Raw genomic sequence first — 23042 nt, 5'->3', positions numbered from 1 at the left:
CCCGCGCACCGGATCGAGATGATCCGGTGCACGGGCTCAGGCGTTGTCCCCACGGGAGGCGGTCGACTACATCCGGCGCCACTCCCCGACCACGAAGGCCTGGGCGACAGGCCCGTCGTGCGACAGGCTCAGGTGCCAGACCGCATGCCCGTTGTCCGTGTTCCCCGGGGCGCCGCCACCGAAGTGACGGACCAGTGCCCCGTCCACCACGGACGCCAGCGGCTCGTGCAGGCGGATGAACGGTCGACCCCAGCGGTCTTTGACCACCTCGATCTGTGACCAGTCCATCCTCGCCCCGGGGATCTCGTCGCCGGCCTCGGCCGCGGTCCACGCCTTGTAGAACGCCTCCTTCGCCGCCCACCGGGCAGCGAGATGCTGTGCCTCGTTGCCACTGGTCTGCGCCTGCTTTGCGCAGGTGCGCCGTTCAGCCCCGGTGAAGGACGCGGCGAACCGCGACCCCGGCATGTCGAGCTGCTCGGCGAACGACGGGATGTCGACCACGTCGATGCCGACACCGATCACGAAGGAGGATCCGGTCACCGCAACAGACCGTCCTCACCGGCACGTGCCTCCGGATCGAGCAGCATCGCCGGCTCTGCGTCGTCGATCTCGACCCCGTCGGCGAAACGACGGTGCTCGATCTCCTCGAACAGGGCACGGTGGCCCAGCATCCCGGCCTCACGGCGACGCACACCGGCGCGCAGGCGTGCGGATGCGGTGGCGACCCACTTCTTCGCTGCGTCCTCACCGAGCTGGTTGGCGACAGCAACCCGGAATGCCTCCGGGTGCACCAGCGCCATCAGCGCGGACACGTGGCCGAAGCCGAGGGAGGTCAGCAGACCGGCCTTGATCGTCCGGTTGAGCTGCAACGGCTCGCGCAGCCAGACCAGGTTCGGTGCGGACGCCATCTCCGGGTCAACGCAGTCCAGCGAACGGTTCGCCGGGATCCGCGAGGTGCGGAACATGTCCCCCAGACCTGCTGTCTGGAACACTGCGGCACCACCCTTGGCGTGACCGGTGAGCGTCTTCTGGGAGACGACGTACATCGGGTTGCCCTCGGTGCGGCCCATGGCCCTCGCCAGGCGGGTATGCAGGCGGGACTCGTTCGGGTCGTTGGCGTTGGTCGAGGTGTCGTGCTTGGACACCACGGAGATGTCGTCGGCGCTGACACCGAGCTTGGCAAGCTCCTTCGACAGCTTCGATCCCTGGCCACCACGTCCGGCGGCCAGCGCGCCCATGCCCGGGGCCGGGATGGAGGTGTGCGCGCCGTCGGCGAAGGACGCCGCGTAGCCGACGACGGACTGGACCGGCAGACCCAGCTTCGCCGCGACAGAGCCACGGGTGAGCAGGATCGTGCCGCCGCCCTGTGCCTCGACGAAGCCTCCACGACGACGGTCGTTGGCACGGGAGTAGAAGCGCTCGTTGAGGCCCTTCGCTGCCATGGCGTCCGAGTTGGCCGTGGCGTTCATCGAGGCGAATCCGCTGATCGACTCCACGGACATGTCGTCGGTGGCGCCGGCAACCACGAAGTCGGCCTTGCCGAGCTTGATCTTGTCCACACCCTCCTCGACGGAGACCGCGGCGGTCGCGCAGGCGCCGACCGGGTGGATCATCGCACCGTAACCGCCCACGTAGGACTGCATGGTGTGTGCGGCGACGACGTTGGGCAGTGTCTCCTGCAGGATGTCGGACGGGATGTCCTCCTCCAGGAAGCGCTCGACGAAGAGCTTGCGCATCGAGGTCATGCCGCCGAAGCCGGTGCCCTGGGTCATGGCGACGTCCGACGGGTGGACCGCCTGCAGGATCTCTGCCGGGGTGAAGCCCGCCGAGAGGTAGGCGTCGACGGTGGCGACGAGGTTCCACACGGCGATCCGGTCGATGGCCTCGACCATGGATGCCGGCACGCCCCAGCGGGTGGGATCGAAGTCCGTCGGGAACTGGCCGCCGACCTTGCGCGCCAGCGTGGCGCGACGGGGCACCCGTGCACGGGCACCGGGCAGTCGGGTGACGGACCACTCGCCTGTCTCCTCGTCCAGGGTCGCCCGGGTGAAGTTCGGGTCGGCCTCGACGAAGGACTGGGCGTCCTCGGCGGAGTCCACGGAGAAGGTGACCTCACGGTCGAGGAAGATCTCGGCGGCAGCCGGGGTGTGGACGTCCTCGAGCGCGACGTCGTCGACGAAGGTGCGCACGCCGGCACGGGCGGCGACCTCGTCCCGGTAGCGGGTGAAGATCTCCTCCTCGGGCACGATCTCGCCCTTGGCGTCGTACCAGCCGGCGACCGGGGTGTCCTTCCAGGTCAGCAAGCCGGTCATCCAGGCGAGTTCCAGCACACCGGCGGCGGTGAGTTCGACCGATCCATCGGCCTGGACCCCGTACTCGGCCTCGAAGCGGGTACGCCCGGATCCCCAGGCGCTGACCTCGCCGAGACCCACGACGACGACCATGTCGTCGAGGTCAGTGGTGACCTCGCCCCACGGCTCATCCTGTGAGTCGACCGTATCACCGGCGACGGGCTGGGAAGCACGCACCGGGGACGGCAGGGCGTTGACCGTGACCGGGGCCTCGGCGGCCTCGGCGGCGGCACCGTCACCGGCGACGTCGAATGCGCCGTCGGCCAGCGCCTGCTCACGCAGCTCCACCAGGTTGATCTTGTCCAGGCCACCGGTGAGGTCGGCGTCGACCGGGCCGATGGACGCGGCGGCGCGGATCTCGGAGGAGCACAGACGGACCAGCTCGCCGGCGATGTCGGACGGGGTCCACACACGCACGCCTGCCTCGACTGCGGCGTCGACCAGCGGGTCGTTGCCTCCCATCAGGCCGGTGCCAGAGACCCAGCCGATACGCGGGTGGGCGATGGTGACGCGCTCAGCCCACGGCTCGTTGGACCACTTGTTGCAGATGGCGTCGAAGGCGGCCTTGGTCTCACCGTAGGCACCGTCGCCGCCGAAGGTTCCGCGGTTCGGGGAACCGGGCAGCACCACGTGCAGGCGGTGGGCCAGGTTGGCCTCGTGACCGATGCGCGACAGGGCGGTGAAGGAACGCTCCACGCTCCACAGCAGCAGACGGGCCTGGGTTTCGGCGTTTCCGCCGGCGTCCTCGACCGTGCCGGAGACCGACGGTGCGGCGAAGGGCAGGAAGAGGTCAGGCACGAGGGCCGGCTTGACCAGCTTCTTCTCCGAACCGACCGTCTCGGTCTGCTCATTGCCGATCCAGTCGACGAGGGCGTCGATGTCACGGTAGCTCGACAGGTTCGCCGGAACCAGCCAGATCTTCGCTTCCGCCGACGCGTGCTCCCGGTAGAGCTTCTTGATGAACTCCAGGCGTGCAGCGCTGATCCGGGAGGCCGTGATCACCACGGTGGCGCCCTCCGCCAGCAGGTCACCGACCACGCCTCCGGCGATGGAGGCAGGGGTGACGCCGGTGACGACGGCGACCTGTCCGGCGAACTCACCGGTGGTCGTCTCGTCCCGGGCCGCTGCGGCGATGTCGGTGAAACGGGTCGCCAGCTGGGCGTCGGTGGTATGCGTGGCCCACCAGTCGGCGTGCTTCGCGACGGTCTCGCCGGTGCCGCGGAAGGTCGCGGACTCCGCGATCTCCTCACCGGCGGCGAGGCGGGCGATATCCTCCCGGGCAGTGGCCCACCGGTCGTCGATGAGGATGGCGCGACGGTCGTCGAAGACCGGGGCGACCTGCTTGGGCCAGGTGGCACCGAGCTCCTCGCTGACCGCCTGCAGGATGGCGGCGGTCTCGTCGGCCTCAGGGTCGCTGAAGGACGAAGCCTCCGGGATGTCCAGGTTCAGGTCGTGCAGGATGTGCCGGGCCAGGTTGGCCAGCACACCGTCATCGCCGGTGACTTCCTCGGCGAAGGCGTCCAGTGCCGCGGAGTCGACGGTTCCACCACCGGCACCGCCGGCACTCGGTTTCGCCACGGGGATGCCGTGGGCGGCACCGACCTGGGTGACTGCCTCGTCGATGATCGCGTTGACGTCGTTCATCGACGTGGCGGAGGTCGGGAGGGTCGACAGGTCGCCGCCGCGTGCGGAGGCACCGTCACGGGAACCGAGCAGGATCTGTGCGGTCGCGTGGTCGACCCAGCCCGGCCCGAGCTCCCAGGTGCCGGTGACGCGGTCGGCGATGGCGGTGGCCTTGGCGCCTGCAGAACCGAAGAGCTTGCGCAGCCGGTCCTTCACCGCCTCACCGAGTACCGGTCCGAATGCCGCGTAGTTGTGCGCGGCCGCGTCCACGGTGGCGGACAGGGTCGTGACGTCGGCCTCGGCCGCGCCTTCGACGCTGGACAGCCCCAGCTCAGCGGAGATGTCCATGAGCAGCTGGTTGAGCCGTGAGGACACACCGTTGGTCAGTGTGCCGGTCGTGTCGGCACCACCGATCTGCTCCGGGCGCAGTTTGTTGGCGTAGGCCAGGAGCGTCTTGATCGCGTCGGACGCCTTGTACGGCAGGTCCGCGGGACGCTCCACCGAGCCTGCCGGTGCCGGGGGCTCCGGGGTGGCGTAGCCCTCGTCGACGGCGGGCGACGGTGCGGAGGCGTCCGGACGTGCCTCGGCGACGACGTCACCGGTCGGAACGCTCTCGCGCTCCGCTTCGGCCGGTTCGTCAACCGGGGCCTCGATGGTCTGGACGTCCTCGTGGTACACCAGCTTCTCGTCACGCTGGACGTTGCGCACAGCGACGTCGGCACCGGTGAAGCGGGGCAGCTTCAGGGTCTTCGTGGCGAGGTTCGCCAGGGTCGGGGCGGCGCCGAGACCGATCTCGACGAGTTCCTCGATGTCCAGGCGGTCGCTGGCGAGCAGCAGGTCCTGGGTCTCGATCCACCGCACCGGGGAAGCGAACTGCCAGCAGAGCAGCTCGATGAACAGGGTGCGGGCGACCGAGGCGCGTCCTGCCTCGTCCTTGGTACGGGCGTCCCAGTTGTCCAGGATCTCCTGGGCGGGTTCAGCGGGGACGACGTCCAGGATGGACTGCACGAACTCGCGGGTGAGCTCGAAGGGGCGGGCGACGAGGTTCGGGATGTAGCGGCCCTCGAGCACCTCGTGGTCGATGGTCTCCGGCAGCAGGTCGTCGAGCTTCTCGCGGAAGTCCGGCACACCGGGGTGCAGGACTCGTGAGTGGAAGGGCACGTCGATGCCCGGGACCATCATGAACGATCCCTTGCCACCGGCCGCTGCGGTCCGCTTCGCCGCGTCCTTCTCCAAGGCGGCGAGACCGGCGACCGTACCGGCGACGGAGTACTGCTCGCCGGCGAGGTTGAAGTTCACGATCTCGAGGAACTCACCGGACTGCTCCGCCACGGAGTTGACGTACTCGACGACGTGGTCGTCGTCGACGCCGAACTGGTTGGGACGCAGGGCGCCCATCCGGTAGTTCGAGCGGCCGTTCTCGTCACGCGGGATGAGGTGGTGCATCGTGGAACCACGGTGGAACACGACCTCGAGCACGGTCTCCAGCTCAATGGTGCCGGCATAGGCCGACAGTGCGGTGTACTCACCGAGTGAGTGACCGGCGTAGTAGGCGTCGGCGACCAGGGCGTCGGCCTCCCGCAGCCGGGCGGTCTGCGCCAGCGCCAGCGTGGCCAGGGCGACCTGGGTGAACTGGGTGAGGTAGAGGACGCCGTCCGGGTGGTGGTAGGTCACACCGTTGGCGGTCAGCGACGTGGGGTTGTCGCGGACCACGGTGAGGATGGAGAAGTCCAGGGTGGCGCGGGTGTGGGCGTCGGCCCGCTCCCAGACGGCGGCGGTGGCCTTGGAGGCGGCGCGCTCGTCCAGACCCATGCCCTTGGACTGGATGCCCTGGCCCGGGTAGACGTACGCGGTGGACGGCGCGGCGGTGACCGCGGTGCCCTGGGACACGAGTTCGTCGTTGATCCGGCAGGTCACTTCGAGGAGCAGGCCGCCACCGGCGACGCGGCCGGTGCGCTCGACCTGGATGTCCACCGGGTCGCCCAGCTGGACAAGACCGAACATGCGGTAGGTCCAGCCGAGGATGTGGTGACCGGAGCCGGCGGCGGACGCGGCGTGCTGGGCGGTGGCGGACAGCCACATGCCGTGCACCAGCGGTGCCTGCAGTCCTGCCACGCGGGCAGCGACGTGGCTGGTGTGGATCGGGTTGAAGTCACCGGAGACCCAGGCGAAGGGGGTCATCTCCGCCGGGGCGTTCACCCGGGTGCGCAGCAGGGTGGAGCGCGGGGTGTCGGTGGTCTCCGCGCCGGTGCCACCGGCCAGGGCCGGATCCGCGGGCGGGGTGGTGCCGAACGCGCGACCACGGATGGCGAAGCGTTCGGTCTGACGTCCCAGCAGGGTGCCCTGGTCGTCGTGCATGTGGTGGTGCACGGTGACGACACGTCCGGACGAGGATTCCTCGATGCCGGCGGCCCAGCTGGTCACGGTGATCTGGAACGGGGCGCGCTCGGCGAGTTCTTCGGCGGAGACCTCGAGCGCCACGGTGTGGTCGAGGTGCACGGCGTTGAGCAGGCCCTCGATGACCGGGTAATCGTTGACCATCGCGGAGCCCAGGGCGGCGTAGATCGCCGGCCAGCAGGTCCCCAGGAGGGCGTCCGGGACGATGAAGGCGCGCGTGGCACCGCCACCGACCTCGGACAGGTCGCCCAGGCCGTCGCCGGTCACGCCGGCGTGCTCGGAACCGAGGGACTCGGTGAGCGTGAAGTTGTAGTTGAACGTGCCGAACGGTGCAGTCTCGGAGGTGGACCCCTCGACCTTCGTCGGCATGGCGGTGATCTCGTCACCGGTGACCGCGGTGTTGCCGACACCGGCCGTACCTGCGAGCAGGCCGTACATGGTGTCGGGCAGGCGCTCCTCGTCGACGACGGGAAGGCCACCGGTGATGCTGGTGGTGTCGAGGATCAGCGGGACAGGGAGGCTGCGGACAGCGTGGACCTGCGCGTCACCACTGCCGGCGGCCGTGTCGTCCCAGAAGGTGTCCAGGTGCAGGTCGATGGTGACCTTGACGGGGTTTCCGTCGGAGCCGTCGTTGACGACGACCAGGTCGTAGCGGTCCTCGTCGATGACGTGGGCCGGGTTGTCCATGAGGTGGCCGGTCCACGAGATGTAGGGCACGGCCTTGAGGAAGGACTCGACGTCCTGCGCGTCCTCGGTACGGGACCACGCCGTGGCGGGCTCGCTGTCGGCGATACGGGCGCGGCAGGCCTCCTCGAAACGTCCGAGGAGGTCGGCGACGGGCTCGTTGACGGTGGTGATGCCGGAGACGGACACCGGTCCCGGGATGATGCGGACCTGGTCGGCGGAGTAGCGGTCGTCCTGGGCCTGCCACAGGCAGTCCTTGCCCCACCAGGCCAGCAGGTCCTCGTCGATCGCGGGGACGAAGCCCATGGGCTTCGGGTACTTCCGGCACAGGGCGATGAACCATGCGGTGTCGAGCGGGGTCAGGGTGTCGACCTCGGCCGAAGGGTAGGCGGCCACGAGGGTCTTCACGGCGGCCTCGGGGTCCTCGGCGGACTCCACGGTCGGGAAGAGTGTCTCGACCGGGCCGTGCTCGGCGGTGGTCAGACGTGCCTCGACGCGCTGCAGGAGTTCCTGGAAGCGCTGCAGCCAGGACGGGTCGACCCACGGGAAGCTCAGTTCGGCGAAGCGACGGACGACCTCGGCGTAGGTCATCTTCTCCAGCTCACCGAAGTACGGCTTCGCCGTCTTGTTCATCGCCTCGATGATCTCGTCGCGACGGGCGTTGACCGCCTCGAGCGATCCACCGACCTCCTGGATCAGGCGCATGCACTTCGCGGCCGAGTTGTCGATCTCGTGGATGTCGGCACGCAGGTGGGACAGTCCCGACGTCGCACCACCGGCGGAGTTCCCCGGGGCGATCCAGCCGCCGTTGGGGGCGGTGAAGGCTGCACCGGTTTCGTCGGCGACGCCAGGGGTGTCGACGAGCAGCTGCTTGATCTCGTCGGTGGTCTTGGCCTCCTTGGTGGTCATGGCCGCAGTGCCGACGAGCACGCCGTCGACCGGCATGGACGGCAGACCCAGGGCCACCGACCAGTCACCGGAGAGGTAGTCGGCGGAGCGCTCGGGGGTTCCGATTCCGCCGCCGACACAGAGGACGACGTTCTTCTGACGACGGATCTCCGCGTAGGTCGCGGTGAGCAGGTCGTCCAGGTTCTCCCAGGAGTGGTGGCCACCGGCGTGGCCGTCCTCGACCTGGAGGATGATGCTGGCGCCGGTGTCCTCGATCTGACGGGCGATGCCCAGACCGGCACGGATCTGGTTGACGGTGCCCGGCTTCAGGGCGATGTGGGAGAAACCGGACTCGCGGAGCGCGCCGATGACCTCGGGGGCTTCGTCCGGCTCCGGGATACCGGCGGAGATGACGACGCCGTCCAGCGGGGCGCCGGACTCGCGGGCCTTGGAGACCACACGCTGACCGCCGAAGTGGAGGTTCCACAGGTAGCGGTCCATGAACATGGCGTTGAACTGCACGGCCCGTCCGGGCTCGAGCAGTCCCTTGAGCTTGGTGAGGTTGGCGTCGAAGACCTCGGCGGTGACCTGCCCGCCGCCGGCCATCTCGGCCCAGTAGCCGGCGTTGGCGGCTGCGGCGACGATCTCCGGGTCCACGGTGGTCGGCGTCATGCCGGCCAGCAGCACCGGTGACCGGCCGGTCAGACGGGAGAACGCGGTCTCCACGACCTGTCCGGTGGGCAGGTCGAGCAGCCGCGGGGCGTAGGTGGACCAGTCGACGGTGCGCTCGGGGTCCTCAGCGGGGGCGGCGAGGGTGTCGACGTCGTCGAGGCTGCCGGCGGCGACGATTCCCGCACCCGAACCCTCGATGAGATCGGCGGAGATCCGGGAGGCGACGACGCCGGGACCCAGGTCCAGGAACCAGTCGGCCCCCTGCTCGCCGCCGTCGCGGGCCTCGGTGACCTGGGAGACCCAGTCGATGTGGTCAGTGAGCACGGCACGGGCGAAAGCCTCCGCGCCGGACAGTCCGCAACGCTCGGCCCAGGCGACGACCTGCTCGACCGCGGGCTCCATGGAGCTGTGGTGGAACGGGACGGTGACCTCGAGGTACTCCGTCTGGGGTGACAGCGGTGCACCGCCACGGGTCTTGGACGCGAGCTCGGCCGCGTCCTTCTCACCGAGCTGCAGGACGGTCTGTTCGACGACGCCCAGGTCATCCGGGGTGCCGGAGAGGATGAACCGACGCCGTCCGTTGTGGATGGCGACCTCGACGTCCACGCCGGCGTCGGCGATGACGGCATCGAGGTGGGAGCGCTCCAGGCCACGGACGGAGAGCATCGGGGTGTGCTCACCGACGGCGAAGCCGGCAGACCTGGTGGTCCGCGCCGCTGCGGCACCGATGAGGCGGGCGATGGCGAAGATCTGGGCGTCGGAGAGTCCGTTGTCGTTGACGAGAGCTGCGCCGAGCACACCCTGGGAGTGTCCCAGTGCGGTCGCGCGGCCGTCGGCGACCGCGGCCGGGGCGTCGTAACCGGCGCTCTTCAGCGCGGAGAGCTGGGCGTACTGCACGGCGGTGATGCCGGGCACCGACAGCGCCGCGGAGACGGGGGCGGAAGCTCCCGCTGCGAAGGACCCTGTCCCGGCGAGCCGCTCGAGGGAGAGTGCACCGGCGGTGGCGGCGGTCAGCTCGGCCGCGACCGGGGCCAACAGGTCGGAAGAGGCCGAGATCAGGTCACGGATCTCGCCGGCGAGGGTGGGGTCCTCGGAGATCTGCGCACAGGCAGGGCGCCACGGGGTGGCCTGTCCGCCGAAGAGCAGGGCGGTCTTCTCGCTGCCGCCGTTCAGGCGCGCGAGGAAGCTGGAGGAGGTGTCAGTCATGATGTCCTTAATCACCCTGTCGGTCACAGGGGCCCGTTGGAGTGGAACTTGAAGTGGCGGCGGTCGCGGTCCTTGGTGCGCAGGGAGCGCAGGGCGGAGGCGAGTGTGTCGCGGGTGTCAGCGGGTGCCACGATGCGGTCGATCTCGCCGGTCTCCACGGAGAAGTTCGGGTTGATGTTCTCGGCCTGGTATTCGTCGGCGAGTTGCTTGGTGTAGTCGGCCTTCTCTTCGTCCGGAACGGCGGCGATGTCGCGGCGACGCAGGATCTGGACGGCACCTTCGGCACCCATCACGGCGATCTCGGCGTCCGGCCAGGCGAAGGCGAAGTCCGCCCCGATGCCCTTGGAACCCATCACGATGTACGCACCGCCGTAGGACTTGCGGGTGATCATGGTGACCACCGGGACGGTGCAGTTGCCGTAGGCGTAGATGACCTTCGCGCCACGACGGATGATTCCGGCACGCTCCTGCTCGGCACCGGGGAGGTAGCCGGGCACGTCGACTAGGGTGACGACGGGGAGGCCGAAGGCGTCACAGCAGCGCACGAAGCGTGCGGTCTTCTCCGAGGCCTCGACGTCCAGGGTGCCGGCGTTGTGCATCGGCTGGTCGGCCACGATACCGACGGGCTTGCCCTCGATGCAGGCGAATCCGATCACGATGGACCGGGCCCAGTGCTCCTGGACCTCGACGAACTCGCCGTGGTCGACCAGTGACTCGATGACCTCGACGACGTCGTAGGGCATGCGGTTGTCGGCCGGGACGATGTCACCGACGCCTCGTGCGGCCTCGAGGTCCTCCTCGGTGGGGACGTACTCGTAGGAGGGGGTCTCCTCGTTGCAGTTCTGAGGGAGGTAGTTGAGCAGGGCGCGCGCGTAGTCGATCGCGTCCTCCTCGTCCTCGGCGAGGTAGTGGGCGACACCGGAGACACTGTTGTGCATCTCTGCACCTCCCAGGTCATCCAGGCTGATCTGCTCACCGGTGACGGCCTTGACCACGTCCGGGCCGGTGACGAACATGTGCGAGTTCTCCCGCGGCATGATGACGAAGTCGGTCAGCGCCGGGGAGTAGACGGCACCGCCGGCACACGGGCCGAGGATCAACGAGATCTGCGGGATGAAGCCGGAGGCCTCACACGACTTACGGAAGATACGGCCGTACCACGACAGCGCTGCGACACCTTCCTGGATCCGGCTCCGCCGGAGTCCAGCAGGCCGAAGCAGGGAACACGCTCGGCGATGGCGCGGTCGATCAGGTCGGTGATCTTCTGGCCCTCGACCTTGCCGAGGGTGCCTCCACGGATGGAGAAGTCCTGGGCGTAGATGGCGACCGTCCGGCCGTCGATGGTGCCGAAACCGGTGGCGACGGCAGAACCGAGGAACCCCTCGGCGGGGTCGCCGCCGAAGAAACGACCGAACTCCACGAAGGAGCCCTCGTCGCAGAGCATGTCGATGCGCTCACGGGCGGTCATCTTGCCCTTGCCGTGCTGGAACTTCTGCGCCTTCTCGTCCGCGGCGGCGGCGAGTGCGTCATAGTCGACGGACGCCTTCGCAGCGATCTTCTCGACCTTGGCGGTCTTCTCGGGAGCGGTCATTCCGCGGCCTCCTCGGTGTTCTCGGCGGTGTCAGCTGTGTCAGCTGTGTCGATGTGCAGCAGCGTGTCGCCGGCGTTGACGTTCTGGCCGACCGCGACGTCAATCGACGCGATGGTGCCGCCGGCCGGGGCGTGGATGTACTTCTCCATCTTCATCGCCTCCAGGACGATGACCACGTCACCCTCGTTGACCGTGGTTCCGGGCTCGGCTCCCATGCGCACGACGATGGCCTGCATCGGGGACTGCAGAGCACCCTCGGCGGTGAGTGACTCACCGGTGGTGGCTGCACCGGCGCCTGCGGCGTCGCCGCCACGACGGCGCGAACCGCGCCGCGGCTGGCTGCGCCGGGAGCGGGCCCCGAGTTCCTGGCCCTTCTCCCCGAGGCTGCCGAAACCGCTCTGCATCATCGAGCCGAGGCTCGCGAGCCCCTCGGGCAGGGTGATCCGGTGACGGCGGCCGTCGATCTGGGCGGTGAAGGTCCGCAGCGCCGCAGCAATGCCGCCTTCCTCCTCGGCCGCGGCATCCTGGCCGAGCTTCTCCAGGTCCACGTCGGGCAGGAAGCTCGTCTCGAGCCACCGGGTACGGACCCGCAGATCACGGTGGCCGTTGGTGCCGTCGAAGTCGGGGTGGGCCATGATCAGGTCCAGCACCGGAGTGGAGGTGGCGATGCCCTTGATGGACAGTTCGCCCAGCGCACGGCGGGCGCGGGCGATCGCACGTGGACGGTCCGGGCCGGTGACGATGAGCTTGGCGATCATCGAGTCGAACTCCGGCGAGACCTTGTCGCCGAGCCGGACACCGGTCTCGATCCGGACACCGTGGCCGGCCGGCCACTCGAGTTCCTTGATCTTGCCGGCGGTCGGGGTGAGGTCCTTGGCCGGATCCTCGGAGGTGATGCGCAGCTCGATGGAGTGGCCGCGGACCTCGGGGACCTCGGGGATGGTGCCGCCGTCGGCGATGGTGAACTGAGCTTCCACCAGGTCGAGACCGGTGACCTCCTCAGAGACGGTGTGCTCCACCTGGAGACGGGGGTTGACCTCGAGGAAGAACAGCTCGCCTTCCTCGGTGAGCATGAACTCGCAGGTACCCAGGCCCACGTAGTCGGTGTGGTCGAACAGGGCCTTGGACCAGGCGTTCAGTGTCTCCTCCGCGCCGTCGGGGAGGAACGGGGCCGGAGCTTCCTCGATGACCTTCTGGTGGCGACGCTGCACCGAGCAGTCGCGGGTGGTCACCACGGCGAAGTTGCCGTGGGAGTCACGCATGCACTGGGTCTCGATGTGGCGCCCGGAGAGGATGAAGCGCTCCATGAAGAACTTGTCCAGGTCACCGCCTGCCATGGCGTGCCCGGCGGCGAAGGTCTTCAGGTCCTCCGCGGTGCGGATGACCTCGATTCCACGTCCGCCGCCTCCGTCAGAGCGCTTGAGGACGATCGGGTAACCGTGGGCGGCGACGAAGTCGTCGACCTCCTCCATGGACTGCACCGGGTCGGTGGTGCCGGGAACCGGCGAGACACCGGCCGCCAGGGCGGTACGGCGCGCACTGATCTTGTCGCCGAGCTGCCGGATCGTGTCGGCGGCAGGGCCGAGCCAGGTCAGTCCGGCGTCGGCGACAGCCTGGGCTGCGTCGGGAACCTCGGAGAGGAAGCCGTAACCGGGGTGGACGGCGTCCGCCCCGGAACGCTGGGCGACGTCGATGATCTTGGCGATGTCGAGGTAGGTCTCCTGGAGTGTGGTTCCCTCCAGGGAGTACGCGTCATCGGCCAGGGCGACCGCAGGTGAGTCGATGTCCTGGTCGGAATACACGGCGACGGACCGTAGGCCCAGGTCACGGGCAGTACGGACGACACGTGCGGCGATCTCGCCACGATTGGCCACGAGGATGGTGGACGGCATCGGGCTCCTTTCGGAGAGTCGGTTCATGGAGGCTCAGCACGAACGGGCCCGGACATGGGTCGGGCACGGGTCGCGTGAATAGGGATGAACTCTAGGAAGCGCCCCGGACTGCTCCGACTCATTCAGTTCTGCACATATACATGCCCCACCCCCGTGCACGATGGCGGAGCACCCCTCGCTCCCGGAATTTCCTTAGGTCAACAAGCATTTCCTCACACCCGTCCCCCGTGGACCGGCAGCCACCCCCGTGGTCGTCTCCGGCAACCCCCCGGTCAGCAACATGTGTGCTGCGTCACTCTATGCGGACACTATTACGGACATAGTGATTATCAGATTGTCGTCCCCCAAACGAAACAACCTGAATGACCGAAAAACGTCGGCTACTTCTCCCCCAGCTTCCGTGTCGAGAGGAACATCGGAACCTGCCCTGCCACGCGGGCCCATCCGCCGATCTTCATGAGTGCGCTCTTCTTTTCGGACTTCTGCCAGTCCAGCGCCATCTTGATGTTGCCGGGCCACACACCGAGCAGAAACAGCGTTGCGGGTGTCGCCGATGCCGCACGGGTGGACGGGTTGGCGATCGCCGCCGCAAGGGCGAGCTCCACGACCCCGCTCCCCCACGTCCAGTACCTCTGCTCGCCAGGGAGTTCCTCCGGAACCAGGGAATCGTAGAAGCGTCGCTGCGCGAAATGCAGGATGCCTGCACCGCCGAAGACAGTCGCCCAGACGACGGCCCGGGTCGTCGCCCGGCTGCTCTCAGATGTAGTCATGCGGCTCAGGCTACGCCGCCTGAAGCCCCCCGTCAGCGGTATCAGCGGACGCAACACAAGACAGACCAGATCGCGACTGTTAACGTTAACAGGCACCCCCATATGTGTTGATGCTAACGCATGCGGGAGCCCTTCGGCTCCCCGTTCGTCCCAGGATCTGATGCGATTCCACAGGTCTGGGTCGGCCGAACCTCCGAACTCAGCGATTGGTCGGATATCCTTCGCCCACGAAGTCACGGTGACCACTCCAGACAGGCGGCAGATCAGGCGCTTTCTGCCGATCGCTGTCTACCTCTCCGGGCTACCGGAGTTCGAGGATCTGGCACCAGCGCGTCAGGGGGCGACCTTCGCCCGACGGTGTCAGACTACGATTCTGCGACCGGCAACTGAGGACGAACTCACCCACGCCCTCCAGATGTTCGTCACAGAAGGTTGGCTGCTGGCGGAGGACAACGGACGTACCGGACATGTGTACATGGACCCCGAAGCCCAGCACGCGATCACCGACATCTGTCATGGCGAGCCGTTTCTGTTCCAGCTCGCCGGCTCCGCCGCCTGTGGTTTTCCGACAGCATCGAACACCGGGACTTTCACGCGCCGACTCGACAGGGTTCGCGGGATTCTCAGCCGGGGTAAGCCGTACACGTTCCGACATCGGGCGATCGAGGCCTTCCTGACCTCGGAGTGGCCGTACATGGACGATACAGAGAGACAGCACACCTGCGGGCTCATTCCTGAGGTGGCGAATAACGTCAGCGGATCGCTGTGCGTCCCTCGAAGGCACGCGACAGCGTCAGCTCGTCGACGAACTCAAGGTCTCCACCCATCGGGATACCGGACGCCAACCGTGACACGGTCAGACCGGGGAACTCCTTGAGCAACCTCCCGAGGTAGGCGGCGGTCGCCTCCCCTTCGGTGTTGGGGTCGGTGGCGATGATGACCTCGGCGATGTCCGGGGCATCGGCGACCGTGCCGTCGGCGGCCACCACGTCGTCGACCCGTCCTCCGATACGCTGCACCAGCGCAGTGACGTTGAGCTCTTTCGGGCCGATGCCGTTGAGCGGGTCGAGGGCACCGCCGAGGACGTGGTAACGCCCGTCGTACTCGCCGGTACGCTCGATGACCTGGATGTCCTTGGACTCTTCAACGACACAGACGATCGTGGCGTCCCGGGTGGAGTCCGCACAGATACGGCAGACTTCCTCCGAGGACACGTTGTGGCAGATCCGGCAGTACCGCACACCTTTCTGCAGGCGTGACAGGGCTCCGGTCAGCCTCTCCAGATCCTCCGGCTCGGCCTGGAGAAGATGGAAGGCGATGCGTTGAGCGCTCTTGGGCCCCACGCCCGGGAGGCGGGAGAACTCGTCGATGGCGTCCTGGAGGGGACCTTCGAACACGGTGGTCGCGACCCTAGAAGCCGAGGCCGTCGAGGCCCTGGGAGAGCGGACCCATCTTCTCGTTCGAGAGGCTCTTGAGGTTCTCACCGGCGTCCTGGTACGCCCCGATGATGAGGTCCTGGAGGGTCTCGACGTCCTCCGGATCAACGACGGACGGGTCGATGCTCAGGCTCTCGACCTCGCCGGAACCGCGCAGCGCGACCTTGACCAGCCCGTTGCCGGCGGTCCCTTCGACGGTGGAGGCGATGATCTCGGCCTGTGCCTCCTGGAGCTGCTGCTGCATCTGCTGGGCCTGAGCCATGATCTGGTTCATGTCGGGCTGGTTCACGGTGTTTCCCTCCGCTGTTCGTACAGGTCTGTGGTCATTGCATGGACTGCAACGTCGGTACCCCGGAGAGTTTACCGGGGTACGGCGCCGCACACCTACCGGGTCCGTTCCGCCCCGAGGTGCTTCTCCAGGAGCTCGCCGGCGATCTCGATGGCACTGCGGTGGTCGATGTTCGCCGAGGACGGGTCGTTGAGTTGCGCCATGGCTTCCTCTGCCTCCGCCCTGTCAACGCCCTGCGGTCCTTCCGGGTCCGGCGGAGGGCCGCCGGGGCCGTCATCCCAGGGTTCGTCAGGTTCTTCGGGAAGAGGAACTCCGTTGAAGCCACGCGCGTCCCCGCCAGACTGCGGTGAATGGACCGCCTGCCCGGAACCGCGTCTCGCATCGATCCTGGCCTTGCGTGCCCGCCAGCCGGAAAGCTGTTCATCCTGACCGTCATTCTTCACCGCCGGTGGTTGCACCCGCTGTACCGGCGTTTCCTCCGGTTTCCGTTCCGCGACCGGAGGGTCCTGCGGGGGTTCCACGTGCCGTGCCCGTTGCAACGCGACCGACATCGGGTCGGACGGGGCCTCGCCCGCGGCAATAGGCTCCTCTGCCGGGGCAGCATCCTCCTGCGGTTCAGGTTCCGGCTGCGGGTCCGCCACAGCCTCAGCTTTTCCCGGCGACTCCTGCGCGGTCCTGCCACCGACGCTCGCCGTGATCCGGGCCGGCGCACCGGTGACCTTTTCTGCGGCGTCGGAGTACACGGCGGCATGCTCCGGTGAGTTGATGTAGTTCGCCAGCGCACCCGTGTGGTGCACCAGGGTGATCGCCGCTCGGCCGCCCTCGTCGTCGGGTCCTTCCTGCGCGGTCGCGTCACGCGCAGCGATCCACGCGGCGAGATTCGACTGCTTCACCGTCTCCAGGATCTCGTCCCACCGCTGAACCGGGTGGGCTGTCGTTTCCGGCTCCTCCGGGGTCTCCGACGGGGCCGTATTTTCCGTGTCGGACGACGGACGCTCTGTGGCAGCCTCGTCACGGGTCTCTGCCTGCGCAGAGGTGCCGGACCCATCGGTGTCAGCGACGTCACCGGGATCCGTTGTGCCACCGGTGTCGGTCGGCTCTTCGGCGGACGGACGCCGGCGCCGCCTCATGATCTCGCGGGCTCGTTCCGCCTCTGCCCGGCGAGTGTCCTGCGGGGATGCTGCAGGCTCGTCCTGGGCAGTCGGTGCCGCCGGTGCCGGTGCCTGATCTGGGTCGGTCTCCGGAACTGCCTCTGCAACAGCCTGCGGCGCGGCCTCCGCCTCGCGCTTCGACTTACGCACATAGGGTCGCCCGGTCCCCGCACCGGTTCCGCCACCTCCGCCTGTGCCACCTGTGCCCCCTCCGGCTTCGAGGGCCTCGACACGCTGTGCCAGCGCTTCGACGGTCATACCTGCCGCGGGCAGTGCCATCCGGGCACACAGGATCTCCAGAAGTAACCGGGGTGCGGTCGCGCCCCGCATCTGTGCCAACCCCTCGTTCACCAGTGATGCACACCTGGTCAGCGTCGCCTGCCCCACCGCCTGCGCCTGCGCCGCAAGGACCTCACGCTGGTCGGCCGGAGCATCCACCAGGCCGGTGTCGAAAGCGTCCGGCACCGCCTGAACCACCAGGAGGTCACGGAAACGGTCCAGGAGGTCCATCGCGAACCGACGGGGGTCGTGGCCGGCGTCGATGACGTCACTGACACAACCGAACAACCCCGCCTGATCCTGGTCCGCCAGGGCGTCCACGGCCCGGTCGATCAACGACGTGTCGGTGAACCCCAGCAGGGCCACGGCCCGACTGTATGTCACGCCCTCGTCCCCTGCCCCGGCCAGCAGCTGATCCATGATGCTCAGCGAATCACGCGGTGAACCACCCCCGGCACGGATGACCAGTGGATACACGGAGTCCTCGACGACGGCCCCCTCGTCCTCACACACCCTGCCGAGCAGCCCCCGCATCGCCGGCGGGGTGAGCAGCCGGAACGGGTAGTTGTGGGTCCTCGACCGGATGGTCTGCAGCAGCTTCTCCGGCTCCGTGGTGGCGAAGATGAAGATGAGATGCTCGGGCGGCTCCTCGACGATCTTCAGCAACGCGTTGAACCCCGCCGAGGAGATCATGTGCGCCTCGTCGATGATGAAGACGCGGTACCGGGAGTCCGCCGGGGCATAGAAAGCACGGTCACGGAGCTCGCGCATGTCCTCCACACCGTTATGCGTGGCAGCATCCAGCTCCGTGACGTCCAACGTCCCCGGCCCCCCGGGTGCCAGTGCTCGACAGGACGCGCACTCGCCACACGGGGAGGATGTCGGCCCCTGCTCACAGTTCAGTGACCGGGCGAGGATCCTCGCCGAGGACGTCTTGCCGCACCCGCGCGGGCCCGAGAACAGGTAGGCGTGGTTGATCCGCCCGCTGTCCAGTGCCGTCGACAACGGCTCGGTCACATGTTCCTGCCCCACGACCTCGGCGAACGTCGCCGGCCTGTACTTCCTGTAAAGAGCCACGGACCCAGCCTACAAGGCGGGGCAGACAGCTACCGCCCCGCCGTTGGCGCTAGCGCCAGACGTCGTTGAGATTCGCCTGCGAGGTGGCCAGCAACTGCTGTGCCGCCGCGGGGCCGCCGTCCACAGCCACGCGATACTCCTCCTCGGTGAGCATGACCAGTTGTGCATAGACCGTCATCCGGCCCGGGTGGGTGTACTCGTGGTACGTGCCACCACCGTGCCGTCCCCCGAAATTCACCTCGTGCACGTTCGGCACCCCGTCCTCCCACAGGAACGGGGGCACCAGCAGCCCGTGCAGAGCCGTGATCGTGTCATCGACATGCCAGCCGAGCTTCGGCAGCAGCAGTCCGGGTTGCGGCGAGAAGTGGATGGGGTCCTTGGCGACCATCGTTGCCGCCGCCATGACGAGGTCTGCGGCGGCACGACCGTGACCACTGGCGACGGTGATGAACTCGACCCTCAGGTCAGAGCCGTCCTCGGTGACCAGCTGAGGCTCGATCCGTGCGGCGTCCAGCGTCGCTGCAACGGTCTCCGCACCATCGTCCTCCCCGCCTGCCTCCCCACCGTTGTCACCGAGCCGGAGTTCGGCGACGGTGAACTCCGGAAAACTCTGGCTCACCCGGCGCCGGGATGTCGTGAACTCGCCGGGCAGCAGATCTGCCAACCAGTATGTCGTCTCCTCGAGATTCAACGGCTACTCTCCGGCGGCCTCTGCGGCCTCGATGGCCGCGAGCAGGATGCAGGTCGCCACCCCGTCCATCGCCACCTCGACCTCTTCGAGGGGCGGCATGGACGGGGCCAACCGCAGGTTACGGTTGTGCGGGTCTTTCTTGTACGGGAAGGTCGCCCCGGCCCCGGTCAGGGCGATCCCCGCGTTCTTCGCGAGCTCGGCCACGCGGGACGCTGTCCCGTCCACCACGTCGACGGAGATGAAGTAACCGCCGGCGGGGGTGGTCCATTCGGCGATCCCCAGCCCACCCAGACGGCGCTCCAGGATCGCGGTCACCGCACTGAACTTCGGAGCCAGGATGCCCGAGTGCTTCCGCATGACAGAGCGGACCCCCTCGGCGCTGCCGAAGTAACGGGCGTGCGCGAGCTGGTTGACCTTGTTCGGCCCGATTCCGCGTGCCGAGGCGATTCCGCGGTACCAGTCGAGGTTCTCCTTCGACGAGTTGAAGAAGGCCACACCGGCTCCTGCGAAGGTGATCTTCGACGTCGACGACATCGCCCAGAAGCGGTTCGGGTGCCCCTTGTCCGCAGCCAGGGCCACCACGTCGATGATCTCCGGGAACTCGTCGGTGAGGGTGTGCACGGCATAGGCGTTGTCCCACACGATGCGGAAGTCCGGCGCCGCGGTCTCCATCGCGGCGAGCCCCTCGGCGACCTCGCGGGAGACCGACCACCCGGTCGGGTTCGAGAACACCGGCACAGTCCACATGCCCTTGACCGCAGGATCCTTGACCAGCTCCCGGACGGCCTCCAGGTCCGGGCCCTGGTCCGTCATCGGGACCGTCAGCATCTCGTAACCGAAGGTCTCGGTGATGGTGTGGTGCCGGTCGTACCCGGGGACCGGGCAGATCCACTTGACCGTCTCCTCGGCCGACCAGGGTCGCTCCGAATCGTTGTTCCCGAAGGTGTGGGACCAGGAGACCAGGTCGAACATGATGTTGAGGCTGGAGGAGTCCCCGGCGATCAGCCGCGACGGATCGACACCGAGGAGCTCCGCCCACAGCGACCGGATGTCCATGATGCCGTCGCCACCACCGTAGTTGCGGGTGTCGACGCCGTCCGAGCCCGTGTAGTTGACTCCGGGGAGGCTGAGCAGGTCCATGCCGAGATCGAGCTGTTCAGCGGAAGGCTTCCCACGCGTGAGGTCAAGTGCCAGATTCCGGTCCTTGAGCTCCTGGTAGGCCTTGTCGGCCTCGCCCCTCAGGGACGTCAGGGTGTTCAGTACGTCAGTGTTCGCGTGGGTGAGCTTCATAGTCCCGCAGGACCTCCTCGACTTCAACGGGTGTGTTCCGCTCGAGTGTAGTGGGACCGGGCGGGAACCGACAGGGTGCGCCGTCGCAGGAACGGGACCTCTCTCCCCGACATCACCTCTTGACAACTGAGAATGAACAGGCAACCCTAACATTGACACCTATTCACTGTTAGAACCCGGAGACCACAGCAATGACAGAGCCCGACCCCGGCGCGCCACCCGTCGTCCGCATGGACGCGGTCCGGAAGACCTACCGCACCCGGAACCGGACGGTGCACGCGCTCGACACACTCAGCCTCAGCGTCCGACGTGGTGAGGTGCTCGGTGTCCTCGGTCCCAACGGTGCAGGCAAGACCACGGCGGTCAATGTCCTGTCGACGCTGGAGACGCCCGACAGCGGTACCGCGACCGTCGCCGGGTTCGACGTCGTCAAGGACGCGGCAGCCGTGCGGTCCGCCATTTCCCTCACAGGGCAGTTCGCCGCGGTGGACGGCGAGCTCACCGGACGTGAGAACCTCGTCCTCTTCGGACGGCTCCGCGGCCTGCGCAAGACGGCAGCCGGGGCGCGTGCCGATGAACTTCTCGCCAGCCTGAGTCTCTCCGACGTCGGCGGCTCGCTGGTCCGTACGTACTCCGGCGGCATGCGGCGACGCCTGGACATCGCGGTGTCGATGATGACCGTCCCGGAGGTCCTCTTCCTCGACGAACCGACGACCGGCCTGGACCCCCACGCCCGCTCCGAACTGTGGGACGTCGTCAGGGAACTCAAGGCCCGCGGAGTCACGGTCGTGCTCACGACCCAGTACCTCGAGGAAGCAGACGAGCTCGCTGACCGCATCGTCGTCATCGATCACGGCACCGTGATCGCCGAAGGGACGGCAGACGAACTCAAGGGACGGCTCGGCCCGAACGACCTCGTCCTCACTCCGGAGGACCCCGCTGACCTTCCCCGCCTATCCACCGTCCTCACCACCTGGGCACCGACCGCCGGGGAGGACACGGTCGCAGTGCCGTTGACGGACGGAGCCCGGACGGCGGCCGCCGTAATGCAGGCACTCGGGGGCTCGGGCATTGAACTGGCAGGCATGGAAATGGGCAGTCACACCCTGGACGACGTGTTCTTCTCCCTCACCGGTAGGGCCGCACCGCAGGAGTCGGCGTGATGACCACCTCCGTCCCCTCCACCGCGGTTGCCCACGTACCGGAGCTGCTGCCGTCCACACTGGCGCTGGCCGGACGCAACATACTCCGGATCCGGCGCAACTCCGGATCCGTCATCAGCGCAACCGTGATTCCGGGGCTGTTCCTCGTCGCCCTCTACATCGTGTTCTCCCGGGTCATGGAAGCAAACGGTATCGACTACGGGCAGTACCTCGTTCCTGCAGCGACGCTTCAGGCGATCCTGTTCACCGCCGGCGGATCGGCGATGGCCATCGGGGTCGACAAGACCAACGGCATCAATGACCGGCTACGTGCCTCCCCGGTCCCCACGGCCGCCCCCGTGCTCGGCCGGCTCATCGCCGATCTGACCCGCGCGGTGTTGTCCGTGACGGTCGTGACAGCGATCGGTGCTGTATTCCTCGGGTTCGGATGGGAGGGCAACGCCGGCGACACGATGGTTTACCTGGTCGCGACCGTCGGGTTCGCCGTCGCGGCATCGCTGGTCTACGACGGCCTCGCACTCCTCGCCGCCACCCCCGAGTCCGCGGCCGCGCTGTTGCAGGCGGTGTCCATGCCACTGATCATGCTGTCCACGTCTTTCGTTCCCGCTGAGACCCTGCCCGACGGCGCGGCGGACGTCATCAGCGCACTCCCCGTGTCCGTCATCGGAGAACTCCTCCGCCAGGCCAGCACCACCGGTGTCACCGCGGGGACAGCCGGGGCCGCCACCGCCTGGATCGTCGGGCTCGCAGTCATCGGCGCCGTCCTGTGCGCCCGGAGTTTCAGGAGGAGCCGATGAGTTCGACAACGCACACACCCCCGTCACAACGCGCTTCGGCGTCCGTCATCGGCGCGATTGCCCTCCACGCCGGACGGACCCTCCGCGGATGGTCGCGCACCCCCGCGATTCTGGTGCAGAGCCTGGGCATGCCGGTGGCCATGCTCCTGATCATCGCGTTCATGTTCGGCAACGCCGTAGAAATGGCGACGGGCCGGCCGGCGGTCCAGGGGCTGGTGCCGCTGATGATCTGCACCGGTCCGATGTTCGCCGGAGCCACCAGCGCTGCGGGGCTGGTCACCGAGCGTCAGGAGGGCCTGTTCACCCGGTTTCGGACGCTTCCCGGTGTCGCCGTGTCACCTCTGGTCGGCAGGGTCCTTGCAGAGGTGGTGCGGGGGACTGTGGGCGCGGCGCTGATCCTGGTCACCGGGCTCTTCATGGGCTACCGCCTGGAGAACCCGCTGGCCGTCGTCGGCATCCTCGCGCTCGCTGCCCTGGTCTCCCTGGCTTTCAGCTGCTTCCTGACCTGGGTCGGGATGGTGGCGCGCACCCCGGAGGCGACGGTGGCCGCATTGCCGGTGATGATGATCATGATGTTCTGCAACAGCGGATTCATGCCGGTCGACGGGTTTCCGTCCTACATGCAGGGTATTGTCCGGATCAATCCGCTGAGTACCGTCGTGGAGGCGATGAACGTCTGCGCGGGAACCGCCGGGGCAGGCGGCTCCGTAGTCCCTGCACTGCTGTGGCTTGTCGGGGCCGCGGCCGTCGGGACCCTGCTACTTGCAGCCACAGCACGCCGGCGCCGGTAACCGT

The 23042-nt window shown here is 67.9% G+C and carries 12 protein-coding genes and 1 pseudogene; 3 read left to right on the top strand and 10 right to left on the bottom strand.

The window, feature by feature from the left end; all coding sequences use genetic code 11:
* Window positions 1-66 precede the first annotated feature (66 nt).
* The 10 genes and pseudogenes from BJF89_RS08105 to BJF89_RS08055 all read right to left on the bottom strand — a co-directional run bounded on the left by BJF89_RS08105 (window position 67) and on the right by BJF89_RS08055 (window position 20287).
* Window positions 67-540: a holo-ACP synthase gene (locus tag BJF89_RS08105; RefSeq protein ID WP_075813897.1), complete on the bottom strand. Its 474-nt coding sequence runs from the start codon at window positions 538-540 to the stop codon at window positions 67-69.
* Window positions 537-9821, bottom strand: coding sequence for a type I polyketide synthase (locus BJF89_RS08100; protein WP_075813895.1), 9285 nt, complete (start codon window positions 9819-9821; stop codon window positions 537-539). Before BJF89_RS08100 ends, BJF89_RS08105 begins: the two co-directional genes overlap by 4 nt.
* A 23-nt stretch (window positions 9822-9844) precedes the next feature.
* Window positions 9845-11265 (bottom strand): annotated as a pseudogene (locus tag BJF89_RS08095) (acyl-CoA carboxylase subunit beta).
* A 143-nt stretch (window positions 11266-11408) separates the two neighbouring features.
* Complete coding sequence (locus tag BJF89_RS08090) at window positions 11409-13304, bottom strand: biotin carboxylase N-terminal domain-containing protein (RefSeq protein ID WP_075813893.1); 1896 nt, start codon at window positions 13302-13304, stop codon at window positions 11409-11411.
* 380 nt (window positions 13305-13684) lie between these two features.
* Window positions 13685-14074 carry a hypothetical protein gene (locus BJF89_RS08085; protein ID WP_075813891.1) on the bottom strand — a complete coding sequence of 130 codons (390 nt, stop codon included), beginning with the start codon at window positions 14072-14074 and terminating at the stop codon, window positions 13685-13687.
* A gap of 752 nt (window positions 14075-14826) precedes the next feature.
* The gene (recR, locus tag BJF89_RS08075; protein ID WP_075813887.1) at window positions 14827-15471 is read right to left on the bottom strand and encodes a recombination mediator RecR; all 645 of its coding nucleotides are present in this window, start codon (window positions 15469-15471) and stop codon (window positions 14827-14829) included.
* Between the two features lie 13 nt (window positions 15472-15484).
* Window positions 15485-15799, bottom strand: coding sequence for a YbaB/EbfC family nucleoid-associated protein (locus BJF89_RS08070; protein ID WP_075813885.1), 315 nt, complete (start codon window positions 15797-15799; stop codon window positions 15485-15487).
* A 95-nt stretch (window positions 15800-15894) separates the two neighbouring features.
* The gene (locus tag BJF89_RS08065) at window positions 15895-18306 is read right to left on the bottom strand and encodes a DNA polymerase III subunit gamma and tau (RefSeq protein ID WP_075813883.1); all 2412 of its coding nucleotides are present in this window, start codon (window positions 18304-18306) and stop codon (window positions 15895-15897) included.
* A 49-nt stretch (window positions 18307-18355) separates the two neighbouring features.
* The gene (locus BJF89_RS08060) at window positions 18356-18970 is read right to left on the bottom strand and encodes a hypothetical protein (protein ID WP_255372539.1); all 615 of its coding nucleotides are present in this window, start codon (window positions 18968-18970) and stop codon (window positions 18356-18358) included.
* Window positions 18971-19000: 30 nt separating this feature from the next.
* Window positions 19001-20287, bottom strand: a complete 1287-nt coding sequence (locus BJF89_RS08055) for an aminotransferase (protein ID WP_075813879.1) — start codon at window positions 20285-20287, stop codon at window positions 19001-19003.
* A gap of 191 nt (window positions 20288-20478) precedes the next feature.
* Between BJF89_RS08055 and BJF89_RS08050 the strand changes: the two genes are divergently transcribed.
* From BJF89_RS08050 to BJF89_RS08040, 3 genes are read left to right on the top strand one after another with little or no spacing between them, the layout of a single operon-like run.
* Complete coding sequence (locus BJF89_RS08050; protein ID WP_075813877.1) at window positions 20479-21450, top strand: ATP-binding cassette domain-containing protein; 972 nt, start codon at window positions 20479-20481, stop codon at window positions 21448-21450.
* On the top strand, window positions 21450-22247 hold the full coding sequence (locus BJF89_RS08045) for an ABC transporter permease (RefSeq protein ID WP_075813875.1): 798 nt from the start codon (window positions 21450-21452) through the stop codon (window positions 22245-22247). The genes BJF89_RS08050 and BJF89_RS08045 overlap by 1 nt, the downstream gene beginning before the upstream one ends.
* Complete coding sequence (locus BJF89_RS08040) at window positions 22244-23038, top strand: ABC transporter permease (protein WP_075813873.1); 795 nt, start codon at window positions 22244-22246, stop codon at window positions 23036-23038. Before BJF89_RS08045 ends, BJF89_RS08040 begins: the two co-directional genes overlap by 4 nt.
* Window positions 23039-23042: the final 4 nt, after the last annotated feature.

Source organism: Corynebacterium sp. CNJ-954, from assembly GCF_001942345.1.
Classification (GTDB): domain Bacteria; phylum Actinomycetota; class Actinomycetes; order Mycobacteriales; family Mycobacteriaceae; genus Corynebacterium.
The sequence above is the reverse complement of the archived record's forward strand: the minus strand, read 5'-3'. Positions and strand labels throughout refer to the sequence as shown.